General features: G+C 33.4%; 23 protein-coding genes. 10 read left to right on the top strand and 13 right to left on the bottom strand.

Annotated features, from left to right (window positions below; all coding sequences use genetic code 11):
• The first annotated feature begins 234 nt into the window (after positions 1–234).
• The 4 genes from BMY96_RS16040 to BMY96_RS13020 all read left to right on the top strand — a co-directional run bounded on the left by BMY96_RS16040 (position 235) and on the right by BMY96_RS13020 (position 3417).
• Positions 235–381 carry a hypothetical protein gene (locus BMY96_RS16040; protein ID WP_175473576.1) on the top strand — a complete coding sequence of 49 codons (147 nt, stop codon included), beginning with the start codon at positions 235–237 and terminating at the stop codon, positions 379–381.
• Between the two features lie 316 nt (positions 382–697).
• The gene (locus BMY96_RS13030; protein ID WP_092852888.1) at positions 698–2029 is read left to right on the top strand and encodes a cytochrome ubiquinol oxidase subunit I; all 1332 of its coding nucleotides are present in this window, start codon (positions 698–700) and stop codon (positions 2027–2029) included.
• Between the two features lie 2 nt (positions 2030–2031).
• A complete protein-coding gene (gene cydB, locus BMY96_RS13025) occupies positions 2032–3105 on the top strand; it encodes a cytochrome d ubiquinol oxidase subunit II (RefSeq protein ID WP_092852886.1) in 1074 nt (357 codons plus the stop codon).
• Positions 3106–3120: 15 nt separating this feature from the next.
• Positions 3121–3417, top strand: a complete 297-nt coding sequence (locus BMY96_RS13020; RefSeq protein ID WP_092852884.1) for a hypothetical protein — start codon at positions 3121–3123, stop codon at positions 3415–3417.
• 34 nt (positions 3418–3451) lie between these two features.
• On the opposite strand, the gene pncA is transcribed toward BMY96_RS13020, so the two are convergent.
• The 3 genes from pncA to BMY96_RS13005 all read right to left on the bottom strand — a co-directional run bounded on the left by pncA (position 3452) and on the right by BMY96_RS13005 (position 6549).
• Positions 3452–4069, bottom strand: coding sequence for a bifunctional nicotinamidase/pyrazinamidase (gene pncA / locus BMY96_RS13015; protein WP_092852882.1), 618 nt, complete (start codon positions 4067–4069; stop codon positions 3452–3454).
• A 2-nt stretch (positions 4070–4071) separates the two neighbouring features.
• Positions 4072–5469 (bottom strand): nicotinate phosphoribosyltransferase, encoded by a 1398-nt coding sequence (locus BMY96_RS13010; protein WP_092852880.1) that lies wholly within the window; start codon positions 5467–5469, stop codon positions 4072–4074.
• Between the two features lie 81 nt (positions 5470–5550).
• Positions 5551–6549, bottom strand: a complete 999-nt coding sequence (locus tag BMY96_RS13005; RefSeq protein WP_092852878.1) for a metal-dependent hydrolase — start codon at positions 6547–6549, stop codon at positions 5551–5553.
• 138 nt (positions 6550–6687) lie between these two features.
• Between BMY96_RS13005 and BMY96_RS13000 the strand changes: the two genes are divergently transcribed.
• From BMY96_RS13000 to BMY96_RS12975, 6 genes are all read left to right on the top strand, one after another.
• Positions 6688–7317 carry a Crp/Fnr family transcriptional regulator gene (locus tag BMY96_RS13000; protein WP_092852875.1) on the top strand — a complete coding sequence of 210 codons (630 nt, stop codon included), beginning with the start codon at positions 6688–6690 and terminating at the stop codon, positions 7315–7317.
• Between the two features lie 241 nt (positions 7318–7558).
• Complete coding sequence (locus BMY96_RS12995; protein ID WP_092852873.1) at positions 7559–8116, top strand: YeeE/YedE family protein; 558 nt, start codon at positions 7559–7561, stop codon at positions 8114–8116.
• Positions 8117–8120: 4 nt separating this feature from the next.
• Complete coding sequence (locus tag BMY96_RS12990; RefSeq protein ID WP_092852871.1) at positions 8121–8534, top strand: DUF6691 family protein; 414 nt, start codon at positions 8121–8123, stop codon at positions 8532–8534.
• Positions 8535–8537: 3 nt separating this feature from the next.
• Positions 8538–9329, top strand: a complete 792-nt coding sequence (locus BMY96_RS12985) for a sulfite exporter TauE/SafE family protein (protein WP_092852869.1) — start codon at positions 8538–8540, stop codon at positions 9327–9329.
• A 114-nt stretch (positions 9330–9443) separates the two neighbouring features.
• Entirely contained in the window at positions 9444–10856 is a 1413-nt protein-coding gene (locus BMY96_RS12980; RefSeq protein WP_092852867.1) for an MBL fold metallo-hydrolase, read from the top strand.
• 20 nt (positions 10857–10876) lie between these two features.
• Positions 10877–11143 carry a heavy-metal-associated domain-containing protein gene (locus BMY96_RS12975; protein WP_092852865.1) on the top strand — a complete coding sequence of 89 codons (267 nt, stop codon included), beginning with the start codon at positions 10877–10879 and terminating at the stop codon, positions 11141–11143.
• 71 nt (positions 11144–11214) lie between these two features.
• Here the strand turns inward: BMY96_RS12975 and BMY96_RS12970 are convergent, their stop codons facing one another.
• The 10 genes from BMY96_RS12970 to BMY96_RS12925 form a co-directional block, all read right to left on the bottom strand.
• The gene (locus BMY96_RS12970; RefSeq protein ID WP_092852863.1) at positions 11215–11490 is read right to left on the bottom strand and encodes an ATP-dependent Clp protease adaptor ClpS; all 276 of its coding nucleotides are present in this window, start codon (positions 11488–11490) and stop codon (positions 11215–11217) included.
• A gap of 32 nt (positions 11491–11522) precedes the next feature.
• Positions 11523–12356 (bottom strand): 50S ribosomal protein L11 methyltransferase, encoded by an 834-nt coding sequence (gene prmA, locus BMY96_RS12965; RefSeq protein WP_092852861.1) that lies wholly within the window; start codon positions 12354–12356, stop codon positions 11523–11525.
• A 135-nt stretch (positions 12357–12491) separates the two neighbouring features.
• The gene (locus BMY96_RS12960; protein WP_092852859.1) at positions 12492–13124 is read right to left on the bottom strand and encodes a response regulator; all 633 of its coding nucleotides are present in this window, start codon (positions 13122–13124) and stop codon (positions 12492–12494) included.
• Positions 13117–15036 carry a tetratricopeptide repeat-containing sensor histidine kinase gene (locus BMY96_RS12955; RefSeq protein ID WP_092852857.1) on the bottom strand — a complete coding sequence of 640 codons (1920 nt, stop codon included), beginning with the start codon at positions 15034–15036 and terminating at the stop codon, positions 13117–13119. The genes BMY96_RS12960 and BMY96_RS12955 overlap by 8 nt, the downstream gene beginning before the upstream one ends.
• Before the next feature lie 37 nt (positions 15037–15073).
• Complete coding sequence (locus BMY96_RS12950) at positions 15074–17221, bottom strand: T9SS type A sorting domain-containing protein (protein WP_092852855.1); 2148 nt, start codon at positions 17219–17221, stop codon at positions 15074–15076.
• Between the two features lie 131 nt (positions 17222–17352).
• The gene (gene tpiA / locus BMY96_RS12945; RefSeq protein ID WP_092852853.1) at positions 17353–18102 is read right to left on the bottom strand and encodes a triose-phosphate isomerase; all 750 of its coding nucleotides are present in this window, start codon (positions 18100–18102) and stop codon (positions 17353–17355) included.
• Between the two features lie 69 nt (positions 18103–18171).
• The gene (locus tag BMY96_RS12940) at positions 18172–18663 is read right to left on the bottom strand and encodes a TlpA family protein disulfide reductase (protein ID WP_092852851.1); all 492 of its coding nucleotides are present in this window, start codon (positions 18661–18663) and stop codon (positions 18172–18174) included.
• Between the two features lie 37 nt (positions 18664–18700).
• A complete protein-coding gene (locus BMY96_RS12935) occupies positions 18701–19777 on the bottom strand; it encodes an ABC transporter permease (protein WP_092852849.1) in 1077 nt (358 codons plus the stop codon).
• 60 nt (positions 19778–19837) lie between these two features.
• Entirely contained in the window at positions 19838–21148 is a 1311-nt protein-coding gene (locus tag BMY96_RS12930) for a BT_3928 family protein (RefSeq protein ID WP_092852847.1), read from the bottom strand.
• A gap of 99 nt (positions 21149–21247) precedes the next feature.
• Positions 21248–21604: a four helix bundle protein gene (locus BMY96_RS12925; RefSeq protein ID WP_092852845.1), complete on the bottom strand. Its 357-nt coding sequence runs from the start codon at positions 21602–21604 to the stop codon at positions 21248–21250.
• Position 21605: the final 1 nt, after the last annotated feature.

Below are 21605 nucleotides of genomic sequence, written 5' to 3'. Positions count from 1 at the left end.
TTCTTTCTATTTAAATAAATTTTAAAAATTGTTTTTATCAATAATAAAAGCTTATCTCTAATATTAGCCTAACATCAATTGTTCGAGACTATTAAAACACCAGTAATGTTTTATAAATTAAGTTAGAGCATCAGTCAAAATAATTTTTAAACAACTATACTGATAAAAATCATATTTAATAAAAACTAGGGTTAATACATTTACACTTTATAGTAACGACTAAATACTTTAAACATGATAACTCAAAACATAGCATTATACAACTGGAGTAATGGCGTAATAATGATTGCTATTTTCGCTCTGGTTTGCCTAACCTTAGTAGGTATTTTGATTAACTTTATGATGGGAGGCAAAAAAAACACCCCACCAGACGATAACTAAAGGTATTCGATTTACATTATAATACAAATAACGCTTCATAAAACCTCTTTTATATCTCAACCTTTCTATAATAACATACCGGACGTAACATGAGTTACAAACCTAAATTAGGTATTTAAAAACATTTACTTTTTATTTTAACATAGAATATTAACTTTAGTATAGGGTTAAAATTCAGTGGATTTTCATAGAAGTTTTTTAATTCGCTAAGTAGAAGTTTATTTTAAATAATACAGCCTTATTTTTATATACTTTTATAGTAAAACAGCGTCAATTTAACGATCTGTGTTGTATTTTTATAGCCTAAAATTAGAATATGGAAGACATGCTCTTTTACGATAGATTGCAGTTTGCATTTACTATCACATTTCATTATATATTTCCGCAGCTAACCATGGGATTATCACTATTGATAGTCTTTTTAAAAGGGAAGTATTTACTATCTAAAATTGAAAAATATAATAATGCTGCCAAATTTTTAATGAACATTTTTGCTATTAATTTTACTATGGGTGTTGTTACTGGCATTCCTATGGAATTTCAGTTTGGAACCAATTGGGCAAAGTTTTCAGAATTAACAGGTAGTGTTATAGGCCAAACTTTAGCCATGGAAGGCATGTTCTCTTTCTTTTTAGAATCTTCTTTTCTAGCCTTGTTTATTTTTGGAGAAAAGTTAATGGGGCAAAAACTACACTTTTTAACTGGTTTTTTAGTCTTTTTAGGCTCGTGGGCAAGTGGATGGTTTATTTTGGCAACAAATGCTTGGATGCAACATCCTGTGGGTTATGAAATATTAGAAAACGGAAAATTTGTACTTAATAATTTTGGAGATCTTTTTTCTAACCCTTGGCTTTTACCTGCATTTTTACATAACCAAATGGCTTCTGTAGTAACATCTTCTTTTGTTGTTGCCAGCATAGGCGCCTTTTATGTGTTGAGAAATAAACAAGTGGAGTACGGAAAACTATTCTTAAAAACAGGGGTCATTTTTGGTTTGGTTTCTAGCCTATTAGTAGCGTTCCCTACAGGCGATTGGAATGCTAAAAACGTGGCTAAACATCAGCCAGCAGCTTTTGCCGCCATGGAAGGTATATTTGAAACCGAAGAAGCTGGTTCTGAAATTGTTCTTATTGGGCAACCCAATATGGTAGATAAAAAATTGGATAATAAAATTGCTGTCCCCAATATTTTAAGTTTTTTAACGCATCAAGATTGGAACAAACAAATTCCGGGTATGGATCAATTTAAAGAAGAGGAACTACCTAGTAATATTCCTGCGCTTTACTATTCGTATCACATAATGGTTGGCTTAGGTACTATTTTTATAGGTGTTATGGCATTGGCCTTATTCTTTTTAATACGAAAAAACCTTTATACTATTAAACCATTACTATGGACAATTATGTTTTTAGTACCTTTTCCTTATATAGCAAATTTAACAGGTTGGTATACTACCGAGTTAGGACGACAACCATACCTTGTTTACGGTTTATTAAAAACTAGCGATGGTATTTCACCTACCGTATCTTCTGGGAATACATTATTTACCTTACTTGGTTTTGTCGCTTTGTATATGCTGTTGGGATTATTATTTTTAGTATTAGTTGGAAAAACGATAAATCAAGGTCCTACGCCTCAAACACATTAACTATGGAAGTATTTTGGTATATAGCAATAGCTATTGTTTTAGCAGTATTTTTTATTTTAGACGGTTATGACTTTGGAGCGGGAATAATTCATTTATTCTTTGCTAAAAAAGAAAAAGACAAAGCTGTAATTACTAAATCGGCTGGTTTATTTTGGGACTCAAATGAAGTTTGGTTAGTAGCCGCTGGCGGTATGCTTTTTATGGCCTTCCCAACGTTTTACGCTTCGGTTTTTAGCGGGTTTTATTTACCATTAATAATAGTACTTTGGTTAATCATTTTTAGAGCCATTGGCCTAGAGTTTAGAAGCCAATTTAAATACCAAATGTGGAAAGACATTTGGGACAAATCCTTTGGGGTTTCAAGTTTGTTATTAGCCCTGTTTTTTGGTATTGCGTTAGGTAATATTGTTCGTGGCGTAAATTTAGGAGATGTACATCATGGAGTTTCTGCTCACGAAGGGCATTACTTCTTTCTTCCATTATGGAATACTAGTTTTAGTCCGTTAACAGATCATCCAGGAGTTATAGATTGGTTTACAATTGTAATTGGTATAATTTCTGTAGTTACCTTAGCTATTCATGGAGCCAATTGGGTTATTTTAAAAACCAATTCTTCCATAAATAACAAACTAAAAGGTATTATTTTTAAGCTTAATATTGTACTAACAGTACTTACCTTATTCTCGCTATACCTGTGGCAGATAGTAAACCCTAATTCTTTAAATAATTTTGTAGACAAACCGTTTTTACTAGTATTTCCAATTATTTATTTTATAGGTTTAATTGGTTTATTTTATAGAAAAAAAATAAAAAAAGATGAGTATGCCTTTTTATATTCTACCTTATTAATATTAGGAGGAATTACATCGTCTTTGGCATCTTTATTTCCGGTAATATTACCTTCGGTTAATCCAGTTAATGAATCTCTAACCATATACAACACTGCGGCCCCAGAGTATGGTTTATCGGTAGCCTTAAACTGGGGCATTATTGGTTTCATTTTGCTTATTGTTTACTTTATAGTTCAAAAAAGATTATTAAGCGGTAAAATTGATAATATGGATTACGGACATTAGTCTTAATTTTCTGTTATGACGGGAACTTTTATTTCATTAATTAGTATCATAATTGGCATTACCGCAGCAAACACCTTCGGTTATTTCAAAAAAACATATTCTTTCGGGTTAACCGGTAATACTCTAATTGGTGTTTTTGGTAGTGTTTTATTAATCAAATCTTTTGGAAGATTAGGTTTCGACCCGTGGTCCATAATGCAAAATGAAAGTTTTAATGTATCGCTATTTGCCATTAACTGCTTGGTTTCCACTATAGGAGGTGTTTTGGGACTTATAGCCGCTAAAACACTATACAACAAGCTTAATCAATAATGGTTTATTTATTTGGTGACTAAAACATATGCTACTATTTAAGTGCTATAAAGTTTTCAGATGTTATAATTTGAACACCCATGGCAAGCATCTTAGTCTTTATAGCTTCAAACGCTTCTACATCTAGAGGTTTAGCGGCATCTTCAATAAAATAGCAGTCAAATCCTTCTTTAACAGCATCACATATAGAAAAGTAAACACAAATATCTGAAGCCAAACCACAAAAATACAGTTGGGTCGCTCCTTTTTCCTTTAAATAGCCAGTTAAACCAGTTGCTTTTAAATGGTTATTATCATAAAAGGCACTATAACTATCAATAGCTTTATCGGTTCCTTTTCTAAAAATAGCCTCGTACTTTGTGGTGTCTAATTCTGGATGCAACTCTGCTCCCACGGTACCTTGCACGCAATGTTCTGGCCATAAGGTTTGCATATTACCGCGCCACTCAATACGATCAAAAACCGATTTACCTTCATGATTTACAGCAAAGCTAGAATGCTCTTTAGGGTGCCAATCTTGTGTGGCTACTATCAAATCAAATGAATCTTGTATGCTATTTATTACTGGTACAATTTTATCGCCGTTAGGTACGGAAAGTGATCCTCCAGGAATAAAATCATTTTGTACATCAATAACTAAAAGTGTTTTCATATTTAGCTTTTATGCTGGTTAATAAGATTATTTCGTTCGTTTTTAAGTTTACTACTAAGTCCTATTTTATAAATATGCGGGTTATGAAAACGTTTATATTCAACAGGTAGTTTATCTAAACGCGATTGCGAATATTTTGAAATCTCGGTAACTGTTCTAGCCGGTGCCACACGTTTACCATGCTCCATAACCAATTCTAATAAAGGCTCTTTTTCAAGCTCACTAATATCTATTTGCTTAGTAATATCAAAAGGATGTTCCATTTGGCTTACTTCGCCTTCTGAGTAAATAGCAACCGCATCTGCGCCATAAAACATGCCATCGGCATCCAGCATTCTATACACTTGCTTTTTAAAAGGAAGCGATACTTTTATAATGTTTTCAGAGAGTTTAATTCTAGGCGCATCATTAAATTCCGATAATTTATAAACACCATCCAAAGCAGCATCTGGTCTTCCTGTAACGAGATTGGTTCCTACACCAAAAACATCAATAGGCGCATGTTGTTCTTTTAAACTTTTAATTACAATTTCGTCTAATTGATTGGACACAACAATCTTTACATATTGTAAACCAGCAGCATCTAAAACGGCTCTTGCTTTTTTAGATAAATAGGCCAAATCGCCACTATCTAAACGGATTCCGAATAATTTATCGCCGCGTTCTTCCATTTCTTTAGCCACTGTAATGGCATTTGGAAGTCCTATTTTTAAGGTGTTATATGTATCAATTAAAAGCACACAATTTTCAGGGCGTATTCGAGCAAAATCGCGAAAGGCCTCTAACTCGTTATTATAACTTTGTATAAAAGCGTGCGCCATGGTTCCTGTAGATGGGATGCTGTAATCCTCTGCTGCTTTTACATTACTAGTACTATCAAATCCACCAATGGCAGCAGCTCTCGAGGCATAATATCCACCTGTAGCATGTGCACGACGTAAACCCATATCTAATAATATAGCATCTTTGGCACTATAGCGAATTCTACTCGCTTTGGTAGCAATTAAGGTTTGAAAATTAAGAATATTAAGTAACAGAGTTTCTATTATTTGTGCTTCTATAATATTGGCTTCTACTTGTAAAATAGGACGATTAGGAAAAACAACATCCCCTTCCTTACTAGAACGGATATTGCCTTTAAAACTGAAATTTTTCAAGTACTCTAAAAACTCATTTTCAAATCCTTTTTCTTTTAAATAAGAGATGTCGGAATCTGAAAATTTAAGCGAATCCAAAATATCTAATACATCTTCCAACCCAGCAAATATGGAATAGCCACTACCAAAAGGATTATGACGAAAATAATAATCAAATACCGCCCTACCATTTGGCTTGGTAACAAAATAGACTTGCGCCATTGTTATTTGATATAGATCTGTATATGCAGCTGTAATATCCATAAATTTTCAAGTTTTGTTTGTAATATATTTAAAATTTAAAAAACCTTAGGTAAGCCTCCTTAAAACGTATTCCATTTTAAATTAGTTTCCTTTTAAGCGATGCCATAATTCGGTTAGCAGTTTTTTAGCATCCCTATTATCTTTAGGTTCTTCTGTAAAAATAACATGGCCAGAAGCATCTACATCTAACCTAAATTTAAATACAAAGTTTTCTGCTTTAGGCGTTAAACTTAACAACCCAAATCGTAAATCGTTAAAATAAAGGGTATCCTCTTTTTTATTGATGGTGTACCAACCTTCGGTAATAGCAATCATACGTTTTACGCTTTCATCTTCAATCAAATCCCCTAATAACTCATGGTTTTTAGGGTAGCTATCAAAAGTAATGGGTTGCGAATCAAAAAACGAATAATTACCCAGTAAATAGGCGTTTTCGGTTTGCACATTAGCACTCCAAAGTATGGTGTTTAAAGGCGAAGGCCTAGTATCAATATCTAAATACGCTATATTTTGTGTATCTAAAGCAGCTTCAAATTTAGTGTATGCCACCCACTTTAATAGTAAGGTTATTGCCAAATAAGTGGTACTAATTATTAATCCCATGCTATTGTAAAACCGACGCTTTGCTGTAGTGCGTTTTTGGCGCATAGCTAAAATTAAAAACACCAAAAAAGGGATGGTGTACAAAGGATCGATTACAAATATATTTTTAAAAGCTAATCGTAAATCGAAAGGCCAAAACAATTGCGTTCCCCAAGTGGTGTGCGCATCTAAAATTGGATGTGTTACAAACGACCAAAAGAATAACCAAGACCAGTCCTTAAAACTTTTATAAGTTTCATAACGTGATACTAGCCATCCAAAAAGAGGCGCAAAAAGCACAGAAAACACAATAGAGTGTGTAAAGCCACGATGTATGGCCAATGCCGAAACGGTATCTGTAAAATGCGAAGCAAACACATCGAAATCAGGAATAGTTCCGGCAATGGCGCCATAAAGCATGGCTTTATTTCCAACTTTTTTACCTAAAACAGCTTCTCCTACAGCAGCTCCTAATACTATTTGTGTTAATGAATCCATATTACCAACAAAAATACATTTTGTAAACCAAAGGACACAACTATATTTCAAGAAGCTACAAGTTGAAAATAACAATCCATTTAAAACCAAATAAAGTCTAATACACGTTAAATTTAGTAATAATTATTACTTTTGAATATGGCTAAAAATTTATTAGAGCAACAATTCGCTCACCATCTAGACAAAGTATTAATCCAAGAAATTTCGCAAAAAGGAATATTAAAAAACTTCAAAAAAGATGATATCATAATTGATATTAATCAAACCTTGAATTACATTCCTTTGCTATTAACCGGCGATATTAAAATTATTAGAGAAGATAACGAGGGCAATGAGCTACTCATTTATTTTCTTGAGGCCGGCGATACCTGCACCATGTCCTTAACCTGTTGTTTAGGCACCACAAAAAGTAAAATTAGAGCCGTAGCCGAAAAAGATTCCACACTTATTCTCATTCCGGTACAAAACATGCAAAAGTGGTTTCATAACAACGAAAGCTGGCGGAATTTCATTCTACAAAGCTACCAAATCCGTTTCGACGAGATGCTACAAGCTATTGACAGTCTTGCATTTCAAAAAATGGACGAGCGTCTTTATAAATACTTAAAAAACCTAAGTATAATCGATGAGACCAATACCATTTCCATAAAACACCAAGAAATCGCCGAAGACTTAAATACCTCTCGCGTTGTAATTTCAAGACTACTAAAAAAACTAGAAACCGAAAACAAAATAAAATTAGGCCGAAATAAAATAGTAGTCCTTTAAACCATTTGGGCGCTACCCAAGGGTCGGGCTTTCCACTACAAGTCCTCGCACCTCCTACGTCGGGCTGTGGGCTTTCCATTGCAATCCCTAGCGCAACCATCTGCTATCTGCAGTGCAAGCCCCAATAAAACGCTATTCTAAAAAAACATCTTCCTAAAACCCAACTAGATAACCATCGCTAAGTAACCTTTATTACATAAAAAGGTAAACTTCAATGTAAATTTGCATAAAATTATCAGGTATGCAATTTATATTAAACCCTTGGCCGTGGTATGTTTCTGGCCCACTAATAGCCCTAGTTATGGCACTACTACTCTACTTTGGCAAAACATTTGGAATGTCGTCCAACTTACGTACTATGTGTACCATAGCCGGAGCTGGTAAATTTTCTAATTTTTTCAAATTTAATTGGAAAGACCAATTATGGAATTTAACCGTAGTACTCGGTGCCATTATTGGAGGTTTTATAGCAGTAAAATTTCTATCCACTACAAGTGGTGCAAATTTAAACCCTAACACCGTAGCAGAACTTAAAAACATGGGCTTTAAAAATCCAGGAGCTACGTTATTGCCTAACGAAATGTTTAGCTTGGAAGCTTTATCGTCGCCTAAAACCTTAATACTTTTAATAGTTGGAGGCATTTTAGTTGGTTTTGGTACACGATACGCTGGCGGATGCACTTCTGGTCATGCCATTACAGGTTTAAGTAGTTTACAAAAACCATCTCTAATTGCCGTAATAGGCTTTTTTATTGGCGGTTTAATTATGACTAATTTTATTTTACCCTTAATTTTTTAAAACTATGAAAGCAGTAAAATTTCTATTAGTCGGCATATTTTTTGGAATTGTATTAGTAAAATCCGAAGCCGTTTCATGGTACCGCATTTACGAGATGTTCAGGTTTCAATCCTTTCATATGTATGGCATTATAGGTACAGCCATAGCATCTGGTATTTTATTTTTACAAATTGCTAAAAAAGGCCATATAAAAAGTATAAAAGGCGCAGATATTTATGTCCCTAAAAAAGACAACGGATTAGCACGATACATTATAGGCGGTACTATTTTTGGCTTAGGTTGGGCTTTAATAGGCGCTTGCCCTGGCCCTATGTATATTCTTTTGGGTACTGGTGTTTGGAGCATGATTATTGTAATTGCATCGGCGGTGTTAGGCACATTTATTTACGGACTGTTACAAAAAAAACTACCACACTAAACAATGGGAACAACCGAAATATTAGGCTATATAGGCGCACTAATTGTTGGTTTAGTTTTAGGACTAATTGGCGGTGGTGGTTCTATACTTACCGTGCCGCTTTTGGTTTATCTTTTAGGGTACAATCCTGTAATTGCCACAGCCTATTCCCTATTTGTTGTAGGAACATCATCTATGGTTGGTACCTACCAAAAACACAAAAAAGGCTTAGTAGATTTTAAAACAGGATTAGCCTTTTCGTTCCCATCATTTTTAGCCGTGTATTTAACACGTCGGTATCTGGTTCAAAGTATACCCGATACCCTTTTCTCCTTTGGAGATTTCAGTTTAACAAAAAATATGGGCATCATGATATTTTTTGCAATTATTATGATTATTGCATCCTATTCCATGATAAAAAAAGACAAGCCACAGGAGTTGCTTGCTACAAAACAATCCTATTATAAAACCTTTATTCAAGGCTTAACTATAGGTACAGTTACAGGTCTTATTGGTGCTGGTGGTGGTTTTTTATATGTGCCAGCATTAGTAATATGGGCTAAAATACCAATGAAAAAAGCTGTTGGTACCTCCTTAATTATAGTAACTATTAATTCCCTAATAGGTTTTATAGGCGATGTGCAAACTATAGATATAGAATGGACCTTTTTACTGGCGTTTACCGTTATTTCAATAGTAGGAATTGTTATTGGCGTATTTCTCTCTAAATTTATAAGTGGAAAAAAGCTTAAAACAAGTTTTGGATACTTTGTATTAATTATGGCTGTTTATATTATATACAAAGAGTTAAAATAAAACGATCCGTAATATATGTTACAAAGCAACATGCTAAGGTTTTGTAATTTAGTAATGGAAAATAAGTAATGGAAAAAATTCCCGCTTTAGTGGGAATTACAAAAAAATAAAAAAATGAAAATAGAACAAATATACACTGGTTGTTTAGCGCAAGGCGCTTATTATATAGAATCGAAGGGTGAAGTAGCCATTATTGATCCCTTGCGTGAAACCCAACAATATGTGGATAAAGCAACTAAAGAAAATGCTAAAATTAAGTATATTTTCGAAACGCATTTTCATGCCGATTTTGTTTCCGGGCACGTCGATTTGGCTAAAAAAACAGGAGCAAAAATTATTTATGGTCCAGGAGCAGAAACGAGCTACGATATTCATTCGGCTAAAGATAATGAAGAGTTTAAATTGGGCGATGTTGTTATTAAAGTATTACACACACCTGGGCATACCTTAGAGTCTTCTACATTTTTACTGTTTGATGAAAACGGAAAAGAACACGCTATTTTTTCGGGAGACACCTTGTTTTTAGGTGATGTTGGCAGACCCGATTTAGCGATTAAGTCCGATTTAACAAAAGAAGACTTAGCTGCCATGTTATACGATTCGCTAAGAGAAAAAATAATGACACTTCCAAACGATGTTATTGTTTACCCTGCACATGGCGCGGGTTCTGCTTGTGGCAAAAATTTAAGCAAAGAAACCGTAGGTGTTTTAGGCGAGCAAAAGAAAACTAATTATGCTTTAAGAGCAAACATGACCAAAGCCGAATTTGTAAAAGAAGTGCTAGATGGTATTGCACCACCACCACAGTATTTTGCAAAAAACGCTATGATGAACAAATCTGGTTACGATTCTTTTGAAAACGTATTAAAAAAAGGCGATACACCTTTAGCCCCACAACAGTTTGAAAACATAGCAAACCATGAAAACGCTTTAGTTTTAGATGTTAGAACAGAAAAAGAATTTATTGAAGCCCATATTCCTAATTCCATTTTTATTGGTATTAATGGTGGGTTTGCACCATGGGTTGGCGCTTTAATTACCGATTTAAAACAACCAATACTACTAATAACTCCTAAGGGACGAGAAGAAGAAACCGTAACACGATTATCGCGTGTTGGTTACGATAATACTTTAGGCTATTTAGAAGGCGGTATTGAAGCTTGGAAAAAAACAGGAAAAGATGTAGAATCTATAAAATCTATTTCTGTCGATGAATTTTCTAAGGACTACGACAGCAAATCTAGTAATGTATTAGATGTTAGAAAAGATGGCGAATATAAATCTGAACATCTCGTAGGCGATAAGGTGCAGCATTTTGCTTTAGACTATATTAATGATAACATGAACGCTATAGATAAAGATAAAACGTATTACGTGCATTGTGCTGGTGGTTATCGCTCTGTTATTGCAGCGTCTATTTTAAAAGCTCGTGGATTTGATAACTTAATTGATATTGCTGGTGGTTTTGGTGCTATAAAAAATAGCGACTTACCTGTTACAAATTATGTTTGTCCTAGCACACTATAAACTAAAAAAGCGATAACACCATGGAAATAAGCTTAGAAGTACAAAATTTAAAATGTGGCGGTTGTGCCAACACCATTATAAAAAAAATATCTAGTATAGACGATGTAGTTAATGCACAAGTAAATACTAGTAGTAATACGGTATCGTTTAACTACAATCAGGAAAATACTATTGAAATAGTGAAAAACACTTTAAACGAAATAGGCTATCCAGTAGTTGGCGATAAAAATGATTTTACTACTAAAGCGAAGTCTTTAGTGAGTTGCGCTATTGGAAGAATACAATAAAACTATAAGGTTGCCAACTAAATATTAGCTGAATAACTCTCACAATTCAATTACATTTTTAGGCGGCCTTTTTATACAATCTCTGCACTTAAACCTGCTTCTAGAAGCATAGAGCAGCGGGGTTTTAAATCTTTTAAAGCTCCCGTTTTTACTGTGCACTTTCCTTTGTAATGCACAAGTATTGCGCATTGCTCTGCTTGTTCTGCAGTATGCTCGCAGGCGTAAATAAGGGTTTCAATTACATGATCGAAAGTGTTTACATCATCATTAAACAATACTATCTCATTTTGAGTTAATACGGCTTCTTCTAGTAATAATTCTTCTGATGCTTTTTCTTTAATACTCATAATTTAATAATCTTTGGGGATTAATAATCCTACTAATTTATAAATTTTAACGATACCCAATTGTTTCTTTCCAGTTTTTCTTCAAATTTTAACAGATGTTTTTCACATTCGTTTTGAATCATTGGGATATCATCTGCGTAAAATCCACTTAGAAACAGCAAACCATTTTTATTTAAACAAGACACATAAGTCTCCATGTCTTGCATTAAAATATTACGATTTATATTGGCTATTATTATGTCGTATTTATTTTTTAAAACTGACGCGTCGCCTTCAATTACTGTAATATTTTTACAAGTATTTCGCTCAACATTTTCCAAACTGTTTAGGTAACACCAATTATCGTAGTCGATAGCATCAATAGGTTTGGCACCTTTCATTTCTGCTAAAATTGCTAAAACACCGGTTCCACATCCCATATCTAAAACCGATTTATCTTTAAAATCATTCTTCAAGATATGCTGGATCATCATATGCGTAGTTTCATGATGCCCTGTACCAAAACTCATTTTGGGTTCGATAATAATGTCGTATTGCGTATCGAACTTCTCATGAAAAGGTGCACGAACTGCACAAACGTTGTCTACTACAATAGGGTTAAAGTTTTTCTCCCACTCTTCATTCCAGTTGGTTTGTTCTATTTCTTCAAAAGTGAACGTAATTTCAAACTCATCAGAATTTAATATTTGAATATCATCAAGATTATTTTCATTCCATTCTTCCTTTTGGATGTATGCTGTAACACCTTCCTCGGTTTCTACAAAACTTTCAAAACCTGCATAACCAAGTTCTGCAATTAGTATTTCGACCGCTGGTTGTATGGGTTTTACTTTAAAATAGTAACCTATGTAGATTGTATTGGACATTTGCAAATTAAATTAAGTTGCAAATTTAAGGTTTATTGCTTTATAAATTGCACTAGTCATCTCTATGAACCACCAAATATCTTTTTCCATTTAAAAGCGTGTGTTTTTTATCAATAATAGAAAAGTAAAATGCATTTACAACAACTGCTTCTGGATAGCTATTTTAATAATACCAACGCTATTTTTTGCCCCTAGCTTGCTCATAATATTCATGCGGTGGGCTTCTACAGTTTTTGGACTAATAAATAGTTTTTCTGATATTTCTTGCGTGGTTAATTCTTCAGAAATAGCCTTTAAAATTTCGGTTTCTCTTCTTGTAAGTTTAGGCTGAAACGCAGTATTTTCTGTTCTTCCTAAAGACTGATTTAAAATTTTTTTCTTTATGGATTCCTGAAGAAATTTTTCGCCTTTAGTAACGGTAGAAATGGCTTCTAGCAATTCGGCTTTATGTGCATTTTTAAGAAGATACCCAAATGCTCCATTATCTAAAATACGTTTTACAAACGATACGTCTTCATGATTAGTTAAGGCAATAATTCGAACCTTTGGAAAGGTTTTTGTTATGGTTTTTGTAAGTTCTATACCATTAATATCTGGTAGATTAATATCTAAAAACAAAATATCTGGCTCATTAACCTTAAAGGCTTTTAAGGTGTCTTTTGCATTTTCATGAATGGAGATAACATTAATATGCTTTTCATCCTTTAAAAGGGATTCAATGCCTTTAAGCACTACATAATGATCGTCTGTTATTGAAACCTTAATCATGATTGAATTTTGCGATATCTATTAGAATATTTACGGATGTTCCGCTTTCCGAAGATACAAAATCAATTTCTCCATTTAAAAACGCCACCCTACTTTTTATATTGGAAATACCAAGCCCATTAGATACTAGGTTTAACGTATTAAACCCCACACCATCATCGTCTACAGCTAGTTGAATAACATTATTTCTAAAACTTAACTGCACGTTAATCTCTTTTGCTTTAGCGTGTTTTATACTATTAGTAAGCAATTCTTGTGTAATTCTAAAAATATTGACTTCTGTTAATTTAGATAAACTCAAGTTATCCCCTAAATAATCAAATGTTATTTTTGGTTCGTGGATATAATTCATATTGGAACAATAATCTGCAATGGCCGTTTTTAAATCAAAATTTTCGAGTACTGGTGGTACTAGATTATGTGAAATAGCCCGCACCTGCTCACAAGATTTATCAATCATTACAACAGCCTCCTCAATGGTTTTATTATTAAGCTCTAACAAGGTATTTAATTTATGCTTAATAGCCGAAAGTTCACCGTTTACGCCATCATGCAACTCCTTAGCAATCCTTAGGCGCTCTTTTTCTTCGCCTTCTATTAAGGACTCTAATGAATTTATTTGCGCTTCGTTTTTAATGACTAATAACTCTTGATCTTTTCGTTTTTGCCGTTGTTTGTAAATAAGCCAACTTGCCAAAGAGAGAATTAAAAATAAGAGTGCTAAACCTATAGCTATTTTATTTTGCATTTGCTTTTTATTTATAATGCTTTCCTGTTCGGCTAACAACAATCGTTGTTCATAAATTTCGTTGTCTTTCTTTTTGGATTTAAATTGCGCTTCCAACACATTTATTTGTTTTATGAAGCGTTCATTTTTTAACGAATCTGAAAACTTAGAACTTAATTCTTTATAGTTGTAAGCATCTTTGTAATCACCTTGACTTTTACTTATATATGCCAACTCTAAATAAACACGTTCTTGAATTTCTCTAATATTATTTTTCTTAGCAAACTCTAAGGCTTTTTCCAAATAACTTTTAGACGCTTTATAGCGTTTTAAGTTAGAATAGGCTTCTCCTAATTTAAAGAGCACTTCTGTACGATAATACTCGTCGTTTATACCGTTATTAATGTGAAGTGCTTGTTCAAAAAACGGAATGGCTTTTTTATAATCTTGAGTTAATAGATGATATTCTCCGTAATTTCTTGACACAAAAAAACTTAAACGGTTGTTTGATACAATCTTAGAAATACTATCGGCCTTATTAAAAAACGCTAAAGCATTGGGTAACATCTTTAATTTAGTTTCCGCTAAACCCAAATCGCCATAAATCATTCCTTTTTGAACCTTATTATCTTTAGGGTTATTTTTTAACGCTAATTCTAAATACTCAATTTCTTTATCATGCCGATTAATGGCACTAAAAAGAGCAGCTAAGTTTTGATATGATTGCGAAACACTAGAACTATCTGCTATGGTTTTAAATATTTGAATGCCCTTAATGTAATTATCTACCACGTTATCATATCTACCAAAAAATTGATAGGTATTCCCTAAATTTATATAGGTTGCTGCAATACCTTTTTCATAGTTTATTTTTTTAGCAAAGGGCAATGCTATTTTATTATAATATATGGCAGAGTCATACAATGCCAAATCACTAAACACAATGGCAGTATAACTATAGGCCCTAAAACTCCCTAAATTAAAATGTATAGATTCACTTATTTTCGCCGCTTTTTTATACGTTGAAATAGCTTTATGCGGGCTTTTAGCCTCTAGCTTATACCCTAAATTTAGTAATGAAACCACTTCTAAACTATCTTTAGAATAAGCGTTCTCTTTATCTTGAGCGTTTAAAACGCTGGATAAAAGACATGCTAGCATTAAAAGAAATAATTGGAAGTTCATTTCAATTTTGTTAATTATCTAAAGATACAAAAACACATTACTGTTTTATAATACGCTTAATTAAACGTGTGTTAGCTGCTTCAATAACCACTATATATACAGAAGGTTGCAAACCTGAAATATCGATAGTTTTCATATTATCATGTAACCTAACCGATTTAATTACCCTGCCATTCAAATCTAAAACAGAAAGGTTTTGTAAATTCATTTGCCCTGAATGTTCTATATGAAACACATTGGTTGTTGGGTTTGGATACAGCTTTAAATTTTTAATACTTACTGTATTTACATCCAACGCTACTTGTTGCGCAGACATATTAAAACTTAAAATACCAGACTGAGAAGATAGATTACCAACTTTTAATAAATACTCATTTCCTTGAGTTAAATTAGTAAAAAAACCACTATTAGTAAAGCATTGTAACTCTGTGGTTCCACAAGCATCGAATAAAGCATAATACCCCAACACATTTTCAGATAAGTGACTAATCTCAATATCATTAGTACTTGGCATGGTAAAACTATACCAAACATCTTGTACGGTAAGCGATTCGCTTGGAGGTTCGCAAGCCGTAATTACGCTATTGGTAGCTGCCCCATTATTGGTTGAAGTTGTGATGTAACCCTCTGTAGGAACTACTATGTTTTGAGGAGAATAGCATTCGTCATTAAAAATATTTTCAAGGGCTTGTAGTCTAAAATTTCGCGAATTGGAATCGTTCAATTTTTGTGAAACCCGTAACTTATAAGTTGTATTAAATATTAAATTTGAAAAGGTTCCGTTACCTTGAAAGCACCCTATTTCATTACCAGAACAAGCATCGTATAAAGTCGACTTTAAATGAAATGTAGTGCCAGAAACTTGTAAATTGCCGGTTACTGGCATTACAAAATCGAACCATAAATCTAAATTAATGTCTGATTCTGTATCGCATGAGCTATTAAGACTTTCGGTTGCTGTTCTAGCATCTACCGTGTATTGCGTAAAATCGTTTGTGGTTATAGAAAGCGTTTCACTAGTACCACATTCATCATTTTCTGCCTTGGCAAACGCCTGAAATCTAGGTTGTATGTTTTTTGGAGAAATGGAAGCAATCCTTACTACATAATTAGTGTTTTCAACTAACCCAGAGATTATTTGCAAACCCGACTGACAAGAAATTTCGGTGCCATCACAACTATCATAAAGTGTTACTGTATCAAGTCCAGACAATTGTTCTATTTTTAAATTTCCTGTTACAGGCATTGTAAAATTATACCACAAATCGAAATTTGTATCACTTGCTATTTCACAGGTGGAGTCTAAACTTTCTTTAGCTGCTCTTAAATCTGTTTGGTAGGTATTAGAATTTAGTGTCTCGACGGTTATAGTTTCAGTATTTTCACAATCATTATTTAAAGCAAATGCATAAGCTTGCAACCTAAAATTCATAATTCCCACTTCAGTAGACCGCTCTGCAACTCTTAAAATATACGTTGAATTTTGACTTAAATTTTCAAATAATCCAATACCAGAAAAACATTGTAACTCATTGCCTGTACAACCATCATAAAGTGTAAAGGTTTGTTTATTATCGGAAAAAGTCACTTCAACATTACCATTAACAGGCATAATAAATTCGTACCACACATCTAAATATAGATTACTAGCAGAATCGCAACTAGCCTCGACACTTTTAGACGCATAACTAGAATCGGGATTAGGTTGTGTAAAATTAGATGTACTCATGGCAATTGTTTCTCGATTTGCACAATCATCATTAGCTGCAGCAGTTAAGGCTTGAAGCGAAAAAGCTCCACCATTATCAAATTGATAAGAAGCCCTTAAAAGATAAGTATTTCCGTTTGTTAAACTATTAAAAGAAGAATCGTCTTTACTACACTCAATTTCCGCGCCGCCACAGGTATCATAAATAGTAAAATAATTTACTGCCGAGGTATTACTAATACGTAAAATACCATCTATAGGCATGGTGAATGTATACCATAAGTCTTTATTATTTACAGACGCTGTGTTACATGAAGCATCAAGACTTTCGGTTGCTTCGGTAAAGTTTGGTGAAATTACTAGTGCTGAAGCAGTGGGTATCGTAATAGGTTCTGCATTAACACATTCGTTATTTGCAGGAACCTGGGCAAATAACGAAGAAGAACATATTAATAAAAGTAATTTTAAAGTTTTCATGAGGATTGGTTTTAATTAATAAATAGCTAACTGCAAGCTAACTATAACTAAAACCAAAAACTTAAGGGCATTCTCTAGTTTTTAAAAACTAGGGAATACCCTTAGATCATACTTTTATTATTTTAAATTTACTAGAATGCGTTTACAATAGCGAAAAAGTCGTCTGCATTAAGTGCAGCACCACCAATTAAACCACCATCTACATCTGGCTTAGAGAAAATCTCTTCGGCATTTGCTGGTTTTACACTACCTCCATAAAGGATTGAAACCTCATCGGCAACATCGCTTCCATATTTATCGGCTAATGTTTTTCTAATAAACGCATGCATATCTTGCGCTTGCTCTGGACTTGCAGTTTCGCCTGTTCCAATGGCCCAAACAGGCTCATAAGCTAATACAATGTTTTGAAAATCTGCTGCTCCTAAATGGAATAATGCATTTTTAATTTGAAGTCCTACTACAGTTTCTTCGTTTCCTGCTTTTCTATCGGCTAATTCTTCTCCAAAACAGAAAATTACACGCATACCTTTTGCTAAAGCTGCATCTACTTTTTTGGCAAGAAGCTCGTCGGTTTCGTTAAAGTACTCACGACGCTCGCTGTGGCCTAGTATAACGGTTTCTATACCGATACTTTTTAACATAGCTGCGCTAACTTCGCCAGTGTAAGCACCACTTTCTGCAAAGTGCATATTTTGTGCTATAACTTCTATATTTACACCTTTAAGTGAATTATATGCTTGCCATAAGTTAGTTGCTGTTGGTGCTACCATTACTTCGGCATCGGTTGTTTTTGTTTGCTTTTTTAATGCCGCTATTAACGCTTCGGTTTGCGCTAAATCATTATTCATTTTCCAGTTACCGGCTACAATTTGTTTTCTCATAATGTTTTAATATTCTAGGTTTTATACTAAACAAGCTAAAATTAATATTTGCTAATAGAACAAAAATAACTATTTTTTTAATGCATCTATCAACTTATTGTCGTTAGCTTCAATAACATTAAATACAACGATTTCGCTGGCTTTATTAATTAGCATATATCTAGGAATCCAGCTAATATTTACAAAATCTGCAAAATCGCAATCTTTAGCATTTGGTAAATAATAATGATTGCCTGTTACATTATATTTTTTTATGCCTCTTTTCCATGCATCTTGCCCTCTATCTAGTGATAAAAACACATAGGCTACATCTGGAAACTGTTTTTGTAATGCTTTTACTTTGGGCATACCTTTTATACAATCGCTACACCAAGATGCCCAAATATCTATCACAATATTTTTGCCTTTATGCATTTCTAAAATGCTTTTAAAGGTTGTTTCAGTACCTTCTAGATTTATAAAAGAATCGTTTAAAGCCTCCTCTGAGAATTGCGTTGGTTCTTGCGAGTTACAGCTTAATAGGCTTACTAATAAAGTAAGCGTGTATATTATTTTTTTCATGTTGTGCTTTTAAAGCGGTTTTAGCCTGAGTAGGACATTATTCTAATTTAACTTTTGGATCTAACCACACGTAAATTATGTCGACAAAAATATTAATAATTACAAACATAACGGCTATAATTAACACCGAGCCCATAATTACCGGTAAGTCCAGAGTATTTAATGCATTTACGATCTCTTTACCCAAACCGTTCCAACCAAAAATATACTCTACAAACACAGCTCCTGCCAACATAGAAGCAAACCATCCTGAAATTGCTGTAACTACAGGATTTAAAGCATTTTTAACGGCGTGTCTTTTTATAATTTGAAATTCGCTTAGCCCTTTTGCTCTAGCGGTTCTTATATAATCTTGATTAAAAACTTCTAACAACGAATTTCGCATAAGTTGAATAACCACTGCTAAAGGACGAACACCTAATACAATTGCTGGTAATATTAAATTTTTCCATTTTATATGCATGGCTTCGCCAAAATCGTCTAGTTCGTAAAGGCTGCCCGTCATTTCTAAATTAGTATAATCGTGCAGTAAATAGCCAAAGAACCACGCAAATAAAATCGCGCTAAAAAATGATGGAATACTCATACCAAACGTACTGAATATTTGAATGGTTTTATCGAGCCAACCGTCCTTATACAATGCAGAAACAATTCCTAATAAAACACCTAAAATAATGGCGATTATAATGGCTGATACTGCTAACACAAAGGTATTTGGTAGTGTTTCTGATAACACCTGACTAACGCGCTTTCCTTGTTTTGCAAAGGATTCTCTTAAGTATGGTGCCTTTAAAACCGTTGTAGTGTTTCCTAATGCAAATAATTGTGTTGCGCTATACTTGCCATCGCTTAAAAATGTGTAATCTTCGGAATTATTAGAATGAAACGATATAGGCGATAAATCGTTTAAATAATAAAAATACTGGGTGCTTATTGGCTTATCGAAACCATACTTTTTCTTGACGATAGTTAATTGCTCGCTGTCATCATTTTGTCCCATCATCATTTGAGCAGGATCTCCAGGAAGCACACTAAATAAAAAGAAAATAACAGTAACCACCCCAAGTAGTGTGAGGAGCGCGTAAAAGATTTTATTTAATAAGTAGTTTATCAGTTGTTGTTTTTTAAGTTGACACGAATTTCACTAATGTTCACGGAATAGCTTTGTTGTAAATTATTTTTCTTTTAATTTCAATTGCACTATTCCTGTATAAACACTATCCTTTCCTAGATTGAATGCTTTAACCTGTGTAGAGTCCTTAATAACATTTATGCTTTCAATTTTTTCTGAATCTATAGCCTCTACTTCTTCTTTTGTTGAAGGTACATCATTTATAAAATAAGCAATTACATCTTCTTGCTTTTTAGGTTCCACTGGCTTCTCTACTTTAGGCAACTTTAAATCTTCAATATCATTCCAATGTACTTTTTGCTTAACTAGACCTTTGTCTAACTCTAAAACTCCAGGGTTTGAACGCACTACTGTTTTTAAAGCTTTTTCATCGCATAAATACCAAGTAAAATCTATGTTGTAGGCTTCGTTTATACGTTGTTTAGCATCTTCACCAGAAGCTGTTAAACCTATAATTTGATAATTATTTCGTCTGGCTTCATCTTGTAATGCTTTTAATTTTAAAGCGCCTCCTTGCTCGATACTTTCTAAACTATAAGACACAACAATTATCAAGTGCTCTTGTTCCAAAAAGTGCGTTGTTAAATCGTCGGTATCGGTTTCAATAGAAAAATCGACTACGGGTGGCGTGTAACCCTCTTGTATAACTTTGGTTTCAACACCTACAAAATCGCCTTCTACCGATGGGTAAGAGCCATTGGTTTTAATAACTTTTTCTTCGCCGTTAACTTTAAATTTCCAACTGTATTCTTGAATGGGTTTTGGTGCATCTTCGGGTACAAGCATACCTTCTTGAATATTTTTACCTATAGCATAAGCTCTAAAATCTATTGCTGGTAAATGCATTAATACATGGTAACCAAACCACAAACTTAATATAAACCCTAACAATGCTATTACAGTGGTTACAAGGTTTCCGAAAATTGGTTTAATATGTTTAACACCTATAAAAAGGATTACAATTAGCACTAAAAGTGCAACATCCTTCCAGAAGGTTTCCCAAGGTTTTAATTTTATGAAGTCGCCAAAACAGCCGCAATCCTTTACTTTTTCGAAATAAGCCGCGTAAAATGTTAAGAAGGTGAAAAACACAATCATTAATAACAAACTCCAAACGGTAAATTTAGGTTTGTAACCAATAAGCAGAAATACACCCAATACCACTTCAAAAACCACAACAAACACCGAAATTATAAGCGCATAAGGTTCTAAAAATGGAATATTTAAAACATCTGGACTAAAATATTCTTGCAATTTATATGAGAATCCAAGAGGGTCGTTAAGTTTTATAAATCCTGAAAAAATGAATAATACACCTACTAGGATTCTTGATATGTTTACTAATGTTTTCATATAAAATTAAATTCCAAATTACAATTACTAAATTCCAAAATCTAAGCCTTTATAAATAACAAAAACTAAGTTCCAAAACAAACTCTTTTGTATAAATTATTATAACTTATTAATTATTGCCGAGAGGATTTTTCTTATTTCATTTGCCTCTATTATTAATACTTTAATTTTTTCTTCTTCTTTTTCGTTTAACTCTTTCAATAATTTTAACCAATACTCACTCTCCTTGGCTTCTTTTCTTGAAATTTTCATTCTAAATTTCAAATCTTTATCGCCTAGTTTTTCATTACCTTCAATATAATTAGCACCAACCGATCCAGAAGATCTAACCAATTGCTTACCATCTTCAACATTGGAGATTGTCTTTTTTAAATCTCGTACTAAAAAGCGGCAATCTCTAGCGAAATCATAAGTACGCTCTTCTAAACTGTAAGGCTTTTTGCTTGTTGAAACCATT

This window comes from Algibacter pectinivorans (assembly GCF_900112595.1).
Taxonomy (GTDB): domain Bacteria; phylum Bacteroidota; class Bacteroidia; order Flavobacteriales; family Flavobacteriaceae; genus Algibacter_B; species Algibacter_B pectinivorans.
The sequence above is the reverse complement of the archived record's forward strand: the minus strand, read 5'-3'. Positions and strand labels throughout refer to the sequence as shown.